Origin of the sequence: Streptomyces sp. SID1328, assembly GCF_009865595.1 — a bacterium.
In the GTDB taxonomy this organism is placed as follows: domain Bacteria; phylum Actinomycetota; class Actinomycetes; order Streptomycetales; family Streptomycetaceae; genus Streptomyces; species Streptomyces griseoluteus.
In genome coordinates, this window is record NZ_WWKH01000243.1 from 1 (window position 1) to 9,137 (window position 9,137).

Annotated in this window: 4 protein-coding genes and 1 pseudogene; all 5 read left to right on the plus strand. The window is 72.8% G+C overall.

What is annotated here, in order from left to right; all coding sequences use genetic code 11:
* Positions 1-1,158: class I SAM-dependent methyltransferase (locus GT030_RS07125; RefSeq protein ID WP_161200348.1), on the plus strand; the 1,158-nt coding region annotated here is incomplete at its 5' end.
* A 266-nt stretch (positions 1,159-1,424) separates the two neighbouring features.
* Positions 1,425-1,622 carry a hypothetical protein gene (locus tag GT030_RS07130; RefSeq protein ID WP_086691665.1) on the plus strand — a complete coding sequence of 66 codons (198 nt, stop codon included), beginning with the start codon at positions 1,425-1,427 and terminating at the stop codon, positions 1,620-1,622.
* A 259-nt stretch (positions 1,623-1,881) separates the two neighbouring features.
* Positions 1,882-4,713, plus strand: a complete 2,832-nt coding sequence (gene topA / locus GT030_RS07135) for a type I DNA topoisomerase (RefSeq protein WP_161200349.1) — start codon at positions 1,882-1,884, stop codon at positions 4,711-4,713.
* Between the two features lie 164 nt (positions 4,714-4,877).
* Positions 4,878-6,947, plus strand: a pseudogene (tmk, locus tag GT030_RS36200) (dTMP kinase); the annotation flags it as partial.
* A 192-nt stretch (positions 6,948-7,139) separates the two neighbouring features.
* A partial coding sequence (locus tag GT030_RS37055; protein WP_272920666.1) for a non-ribosomal peptide synthetase occupies positions 7,140-9,137 on the plus strand: 1,998 nt, incomplete at its 3' end.

Consider the following 9,137-nt stretch of genomic DNA (forward strand, 5'->3'; position numbering starts at 1 on the left):
GACTGGTTCATCGTGTCCGACCTCGGCTGCGCGGTCGGCGGGGCGGGCGGCATCGGCAGCCGGGACGAGGACGTGGTCCTCGGCGTCGGCGGCGCCTCCACCACGCTCGCCGGCATCACCGTGCGCACCCCCGTCGCCGCCGCGCTCGACCTCGGCACCGGCTCCGGCATCCAGGCGCTGCACGCCGCCCAGCACGCGACCCGGGTCACGGCCACCGACCTCAACCCGCGCGCCCTGCACATCACCGCGCTCACCCTCGCCCTCTCCGGCGCGCCCGCCGCCTCCCTGCGCGAGGGCTCGCTGTTCGAACCGGTCAAGGACGACGAGACGTTCGACCTGATCGTGTCCAACCCGCCCTTCGTCATCTCGCCCGGCGCCCGGCTCACCTACCGCGACGGCGGGATGAGCGGGGACGATCTGTGCCGCTCGCTCGTTCAGCAGGCGGGGGACAGGCTGAACGAGGGCGGGTTCGCGCAGTTCCTCGCCAACTGGCAGCACGTGGAGGGGGAGGACTGGCAGGACCGGGTGCGCTCCTGGGTGCCGCGCGGGTGCGACGCGTGGATCGTGCAGCGCGAGGTCCAGGACATCACGCAGTACGCCGAGCTGTGGCTCAGGGACGCCGGGGACCACCGCGAGGACCGGGCGGAGTACCAGTCGCGGTACGACGCGTGGCTGGACGAGTTCGAGGCGCGCAAGGTGAAGGCGGTCGGCTTCGGCTGGATCACCCTGCGCCGCACCGGCTCGGCCGAGCCCTCCGTCACCGTGGAGGAGTGGCCGCACCCGGTCGAGCAGCCGCTCGGCGACACCATCCGGGACCACTTCGAGCGCGTCGACCACCTGCGCGCGCACGACGACGCGGCCCTGCTGGAGGGCCACTTCAGGCTCGCCGCCGAGGTCGTGCAGGAGCAGGTCGGCCTGCCCGGCGCCGAGGACCCCGAGCATGTGGTCCTCCGTCAGCACCGGGGCATGCGCCGCGCGACGAAGGTGGACACCATCGGCGCGGGCTTCGCGGGCGTGTGCGACGGCTCGCTGAGCGCGGGGGTCATCCTGGACGCCATCGCCCAGCTCGTCGGCGAGGACCCCGTGGTGCTGCGCGACCGTACGCCCGCGCAGATCCGGCTGCTGGTGGAGCAGGGCTTCCTGGAACCGCTCGGCTGAGCCGCGCCGGCGGGACACATCGGCTGATCCGGTTGTCGTACCCGGCGTACCCGGGCCGGTGGACGGGCGGCCGGATCATCGTCGTATGCCGGGGGCACGGAGCGGAACGGCAAAAAGGCCGGAAAGTGATGTGTGCCGCCCGGAAGGCGGCAGAGCCGGCCCCGTCCGTTCATCCCGCCGTCGCCCCGCCGCCCACCGGGCGTGGCAGCCTCCCCGCGCTGAAGAGTTGCGGACCGCGCCGGGCGCGCGGGAGGGGCGGACGGATCATGGAGAGCGTGCCGGCGGTGTTCGCGGGAGCGGTGTTCACGCTGTTCGGAGGGGCTCTGATGGTGTGGACCGGGGTGCGGGTGCGCCGCGCCGAACCGGTCGCCGTCGGTGTGAACCGGGTCGCATCGGCGGTGCTCGCGGCGGCCGCCGCGCTCGTCTCCCTGGGGCTGGCCGCGTACTGCCTGACGCGTCCCTGACCGCGTCGGCCGGCCCGGTGCGGCGGCGGCAGGAGGGGAGGGCTCCGGGCTTGGGGTGAGCCCTCGGTGGGTACTCCGGGCGGCAGGAATGGCGGTAGTCGGGTTACCGTTCGAGTGGCCGTTGTGGGCTTTTCCCGTTTGACACGGGGGCGGGATGTACCGTCACACTCCGCAGCGTCACACCAGCCACCACACGCCGCGACCCCAGGGACGAGCGCCCGGGGGAGGACCCCAGCGCCGACCGGAGAGAAGAGCGAAGTTGTCCCCGACCAGCGAGACCGCACAGGGCGGCCGCCGACTCGTCATCGTCGAGTCGCCTGCCAAGGCGAAGACGATCAAGGGCTACCTCGGCCCCGGATACGTAGTCGAGGCGAGCGTCGGGCACATCCGTGACCTTCCCAGTGGCGCCGCCGAGGTGCCGGAGAAGTACACCGGTGAGGTCCGCCGCCTCGGTGTGGACGTGGAACACGACTTCGCGCCGATCTATGTCATCAACGCCGACAAGAAGGCGCAGGTGAAGAAGCTCCGGGACCTGATGAAGGACTCCGACGAGCTCTTCCTCGCCACCGATGAGGACCGCGAGGGCGAGGCCATCGCCTGGCACCTCCAGGAAGTCCTCAAGCCGAAGATCCCCGTCAAGCGGATGGTCTTCCACGAGATCACCAAGGACGCGATCCGCGAGGCCGTCGCCAACCCGCGCGAGCTGAACAAGAAGCTGGTCGACGCCCAGGAGACCCGCCGCATCCTCGACCGCCTCTACGGCTACGAGGTCTCGCCGGTCCTGTGGAAGAAGGTCATGCCGAAGCTGTCGGCGGGCCGTGTGCAGTCCGTCGCCACCCGGCTCATCGTCGAGCGTGAGCGCGAGCGCATCGCCTTCCGCTCCGCCGAGTACTGGGACCTGACCGGCACCTTCGCCACCGGCCGCGCCGGTGACGCCTCGGACCCGTCCTCGCTGGTCGCCCGTCTCCAGAGCGTCGACGGCCGGCGTGTCGCCCAGGGCCGCGACTTCGACTCCCTCGGTCGGCTCAAGAGCGCCAACACCCTCCACCTCGACGAGGCGGGTGCCCGCGCGCTCGCCGCCGCCCTGGAGACCACCCGGTTCTCCGTGCGCTCGGTGGAGTCCAAGCCGTACCGCCGCTCGCCGTACGCCCCGTTCCGTACGACGACCCTCCAGCAGGAGGCCAGCCGCAAGCTCGGCTTCGGCGCGAAGGCGACCATGCAGGTCGCCCAGAAGCTGTACGAGAACGGCTACATCACGTACATGCGTACCGACTCCACGACCCTGAGCGAGACGGCCATCGGCGCCGCCCGCGCCCAGGTCACGCAGTTGTACGGCGCCGACTACCTCCCGCCGCAGCCCCGCTCCTACGCGGGCAAGGTCAAGAACGCGCAGGAGGCGCACGAGGCGATCCGCCCCTCCGGCGACCGCTTCCGCACCCCCGCCGAGACCGGCCTGACCGGCGACCAGTTCAAGCTGTACGAGCTGATCTGGAAGCGGACCGTCGCCTCCCAGATGAAGGACGCGACCGGCAACAGCGTGACCGTCAAGATCGGCGGCACCTCCGCCGACGGCCGGGACGCCGAGTTCAGCGCCTCCGGCAAGACGATCACGTTCCACGGCTTCCTGAAGGCTTATGTCGAGGGCGCCGACGACCCCAACGCCGAGCTGGACGACCGCGAGCGCCGGCTGCCCCAGGTCTCCGAGGGCGACCCGCTGGCCGCCGACGAGATCACGGTCGACGGCCACGCCACCAAGGCCCCGGCCCGCTACACCGAGGCGTCCCTGGTCAAGGAGCTGGAGGAGCGCGAGATCGGCCGCCCGTCGACCTACGCGTCGATCATCGGCACGATCCTGGACCGCGGCTACGTCTTCAAGAAGGGCACAGCCCTGGTGCCGTCCTTCCTGTCCTTCGCCGTGGTCAACCTGCTGGAGAAGCACTTCGGCCGGCTCGTCGACTACGACTTCACCGCCCGCATGGAGGACGACCTCGACCGCATCGCGCGCGGCGAGGCCCAGTCCGTGCCGTGGCTCAAGCGCTTCTACTTCGGCGAGGGCCTCGACACCGGCGCCGCGGCGGACGCGGGCAACGGCGACGGCGACCACCTCGGCGGCCTGAAGGAACTCGTCACCGACCTGGGCGCGATCGACGCCCGCGAGGTCTCCTCCTTCCCGGTCGGCGACGGCATCGTCCTGCGCGTCGGCCGCTACGGCCCGTACATCGAGCGGGGCGAGAAGGACACCGAGCAGCACCAGCGCGCCGATGTCCCCGAGGACCTGGCGCCGGACGAGCTGACCGTCGAGCTGGCCGAGGAACTGCTGGCCAAGCCCAGCGGCGACTTCGAGCTGGGCACCGACCCGGTCAGCGGCCACCAGATCATCGCCAAGGACGGCCGCTACGGCCCCTACGTCACCGAGGTGCTCCCCGAGGGCACCCCGAAGACCGGCAAGAACGCGGTCAAGCCGCGCACGGCCTCGCTGTTCAAGTCCATGGCGCTCGACACGGTCACGCTCGAGGACGCCCTGAAGCTGATGTCGCTGCCCCGCGTGGTCGGCACCGACGCCGAGGGTGTGGAGATCACCGCGCAGAACGGCCGCTACGGCCCGTACCTGAAGAAGGGCACGGACTCGCGCTCGCTCACGGCGGAGGAGCAGCTCTTCACGATCACGCTGGAGGAGGCGCTGGCGATCTACGCCCAGCCCAAGCAGCGTGGCCGGGCGGCCGCCAAGCCGCCGCTGAAGGAGCTGGGCGAGGACCCCGTCTCCGGCAAGCCGGTCGTGGTCAAGGACGGCCGCTTCGGTCCGTACGTCACCGACGGGGAGACCAACGCCACCCTGCGCTCCGGCGACAGTGTGGAGGAGATCACCCCCGAGCGCGGCTTCGAGCTGCTCGCCGAGAAGCGGGCCAAGGGGCCGGCCAAGAAGACGGCGAAGAAGGCCACGGCCAAGAAGACGGCTCCGGCGAAGAAGACCGCCGCCAAGAAGACGGCGGCCAAGAAGACGACGGCGGCCGCCAAGAAGACCACGGCGAAGAAGACGACCGCCAAGAAGACGACGGCGGCCAAGGCGACGGGCGCCGGCTCGGAGGACTGACCCTCTCACCCGCTTCCGCGTTCGCGAACACCCCGGTACCGGCCTCGGTACCGGGGTGTTCCGCGCTCCGGCGTGCGCCCCCTGGGGGATCAAGGAGTGAGGGTCAGGGAAGGGGTGGGGATGAGGGAGGCATGCGGGTGGGTGGCTGCGGATAGGCTGAACGCATGACGCGAGCCGAGCAGCCAACGGCCCCCAATCCAGCACCGGACGACGCCCTCGTCGCGGATTCCCGCGAGCGCGCCGTCCGTTCACTGCTGCGCCGACCCGACCTGCGCCGCCTCTGGAGCGCGCAGATCGTGAGCGGCGTCGGTGACGCCCTCGCGCTGCTCGTGCTGGTGGTGCTGGTCCTCCAGGCGGCCGTCACCCAGGGCTCCTTCGGCGGGGGCTACCGGGGCGCGGCGTTCGCAGTGGCGACGGTCTTCGGGGCCCGCGTGCTGGCCACCGTGCTCTTCGGTGCCGTCCTGCTCGGCCCGCTGACCACGCTCACCGCCCCGGACGGCCCGCTCGACCGGCGCTGGACCATGGTCGGCGCCGACGGCGTGCGGGCCGCGCTGCTGATCGTGGCGCCGCTGTGGATCGACTGGACGCCGGGCAACGCCCTGACCGTCCTGCTGGCCACCGCCTTCGTCACCGGCATCGCCGAGCGGCTGTGGACGGTGTGCCGGGAGAGCGCGGCCCCCGCGCTGCTGCCCGCCCCGCCCCCCGAGGGCGCGTCGGTGCGGCCGCTGCCGGACCACCTGGACGCGCTGCGCCGCCTGTCGCTGCGCACCGGCTTCGTGGCGCTGCCGCTGGCCGCCGCCGTCCTGGTCGTCGCCTCCCTGTTCAACAACCTGCTGGCCACCGGCATCGCCTGGTTCGACCAGCACCACGCGGCCCTCGCCGCCTATGTCGCGGCCGGCCTGTTCGCCGCCTCGGTGTCCGTGCTGACCGCCCTGAAGCTGCCCGGCACGCGCACCCCGCGCCCGCGCTCCCCGCTGGAGGGCCTGCGCCGTCCGCGTTCCGGCTCCGGCGTCGACAAGGGCCGCACGGGCGCCGTGCTGCTGCTGGTCATCGCCTGCGCCGCCGTGGCCGGGGCCATCTCGGCCGCCGTCGCGGTGTGCGTTCTGCACGCCTCCGACCTGGGCGGCGGCCCGGTGCTCTACGGCCTGCTGGTGCTGGGCCTCACGGGCGGAGTCGGTGTCGGCATCCGTACCGCGCCCGCGCTGCTGCCCTCGCTGTCCCGGCGCCGGTTGCTCGCCCTGGCCATCGCGCTCACCGGCATCGCCCTGCTGGCCGCCGGACTCGTCCCGGACGTCACCTCCGTCCTGCTGATCCTCACCCTGGCCGGCATCGGCGCGGGCATCTCCGCCAACACCGGGCACGCCCTGCTCGACCAGGAGACCGAGGATTCCCGCCGTACCCGGATCACCGAGCACCTGCACGCGGTCGTCCGGGTCTTCATGGCGCTCGGCGCCCTGATCGCCCCGGTCGTCGCCGGGCTCATCGGCCGCCACCGGCTGGAGAACGGCCGCTTCGTCTTCGCGCACGGCGGCGCCTCCTTCACCCTGATGCTGGTCGGCGCGCTGCTGCTCCCGGTGGCCGTGCTGGTCCTCGCCAAGGTCGACGACCGGTCCGGCATCCCGCTGCGCCAGGACATCAAGGACGCCCTGCTCGGCGGCGACGACCCGGTCACCGCACCCGCGGAGAACGGTTTCTTCATCTCCCTGGAGGGCGGCGACGGCGCGGGCAAGTCCACCCAGGCCGAGGCCCTCGCCGAGTGGATTCGCGCCAAGGGCCACGAGGTCGTCCTCACCCGCGAGCCCGGCGCCACCCCGGTGGGCAAGCGGCTCCGCTCGATCCTGCTGGACGTGTCCGAGGCCGGCCTGTCGCACCGCGCGGAGGCGCTGCTGTACGCCGCCGACCGCGCCGAGCACGTCGACACCGTCGTACGCCCCGCCCTGGAGCGCGGCGCGGTCGTCATCTCGGACCGGTACATCGACTCCTCCGTCGCCTACCAGGGCGCCGGCCGGGATCTGTCGCCGACCGAGATCGCCCGTATCAACCGCTGGGCCACCGGCGGTCTCGTCCCGCATCTGACCGTCCTGCTGGACGTGCCGCCGGAGGTCGCGCGGGAGCGCTTCACCGAGGCGCCGGACCGGCTGGAGTCGGAGCCGGCCGAGTTCCACGCGCGCGTGCGGGCCGGTTTCCTCACCCTCGCCCGCCGCCATGGTGCCCGGCTGCACCGGGTCTCCGTGCACAGCCAGACCGAGTTCCCGCTGCGCGCCGAGTTCTCCCGCGACGCCCTCGACGACACCGTCGGGCTCCAGCTCCACTACGACGGCTCCGTCTTCGACCGGGCCGGGGTGGAACGGTTCGGCGGCTACTACCTGCGCGCCCTGCGCGCCCTGGCCACCGACCCCGACGCCCCGCCCTTCGCCCGCACCCTCATGAGCGAGGAGGAGCTGGCCTGGCTCGCCCGGCACCGGAGCGGTCCGGCGCGGGAGGTGCCCGGCACCACCCTGCTCGACCGGTTCGCCGGCACCACGGCCCGCCACCCCGGGCGCACCGCCGTCAGTCAGGGCCCCGACACCCTCACCTACGCCGAACTCGACCGCGCCTCGAACCGGTTGGCACAGGCCCTCGCCGCGCGCGGCGCCGGACCCGGTGACGTGGTCGCGGTGCGCATGAAGCGCGGGCTGCCCTGGGCGGTGACCCTGCTCGGTGTGCTGAAGGCGGGTGCCGTCTACCTCCCGCAGGAACCCGGCGATCCCGCCGAACGCCTCCGGTACGCCGCGACCCGCAGCGGCTGCCGCCTTGTCGTCACCGAGGCCGAGTACACCGCCCTGCTCGCCGCGCCCGAGGCCGACGACACCCCGCCCGCCCACCGGCCCGGCCCCGACGACCCGGCCTACGTCATCTTCACCTCCGGCTCCACCGGCGAACCCAAGGGTGCCGTCGTCGAGCACCGGGGGATGCTCAACCACCTCCAGGCCAAGGTGGACGACCTCGCGCTGAGCGGCGACGACGTGGTCTCCCAGGTGGCCTCCCAGTGCTTCGACATCTCCGTCTGGCAGCTCGTCGCCCCCTGGCTCACCGGCGGCCGCAGTGTCATCCACGACCGGGTGACCGACCCCGCCGACTTCCTGGACACGGTGATCGCCGAGGGCGTGAGCGTGCTGGAGGTCGTACCCTCCCTGCTGGACGCCCTGCTGGACACCCTGCAGGCCTCGCCGCGCGAGCTGCCGCGGCTGCGCTGGCTGATGGTGACCGGCGAGGCGTTCGCCCCCGCCCTCGCCCGCCGCTGGTTCGCCGTGTACCCGGCGATCCCGGTGGTCAACGCCTACGGGCCCACCGAGGCGTCCGACGACATCACCCACCACATCCTGCGCGGCCCGGTGGACACCGAACGCGTCCCCGTCGGCAGCCCGATCATCAACACGACGCTCCACGTCCTCGCCGAGAACGGCACCCCGGTCCCGCCCGGAACTCTCGGCGAGATCCTGGTGACCGGCCCCTGCGTCGGCGCCGGATACGTCAACGACCCCGAGCGCACCGCGGCCGCCTTCCCCGCCAACACCCTCGATACCACCTCCGCCCGCGCCTACCGCACGGGCGACCTCGGCCGCTGGCTGCCCGACGGCACCCTCGACTGCGTCGGCCGCCGCGACCAGCAGGTCAAGCTGCGCGGCCACCGCGTCGAACTCCCCGAGATCGAACAGACCCTGACCCGGATCGCGGGCGTCGACCAGGCCTTCGCCGAGGTGCGCCGGCACGGCGGACGCATGCTGCTGGCCGTCTGGTACACCGGCGACGCCGAGCCAGGCCCCGGGCGGCTACGCGAGGAGGCAGCCCGGCTGCTGCCCGCCTACATGCTGCCCGACGTGATCGCCCGGCTCGACGAGGTGCCGCTCAACCGCAACGGCAAGGCGGACCGCAACGCCCTGGCCGCCCGTCCGCTGCCCGCCCTCACCACCCGTACCCCCGAGCCGCCCGCCGACGACACCGAACGCGCGATCGTCCGGCTCTTCGCGGAGGCACTGGGCGTGCCCGAGGAGTCCATCGGCGCCGACGACGACTTCTTCGACCTGGGCGGCCACTCCCTCGCCGCGATGGCCGTGGCGGCCCGCTCCGACGGCCTGGTCACCGTGCGCGGCCTGCTGCAGGGGCGTACGAGCCGTGCCCTGGCCCGAGGAGCGTCCGGCACCGGCGGGCTGCTGGTGGAGCTGGCCGCCGCGGCCCGGGACCCGGAGCTGACCGTGGTCTGCTTCCCGTACGCGGGCGGTTCCCCGGTGAGCTACCTGCCGCTGGTCAAGGCGCTGGAGGACACCGGACCCGTCCGGTTCCGCACGCTGGACCTGCGAGCGGACGACGTCCCCGACACCGGCACCCTGCTGCGTGACCTCACGGCCGAACTGAGCGACGTCAGCGGTCCGTTGGTCCTGCTC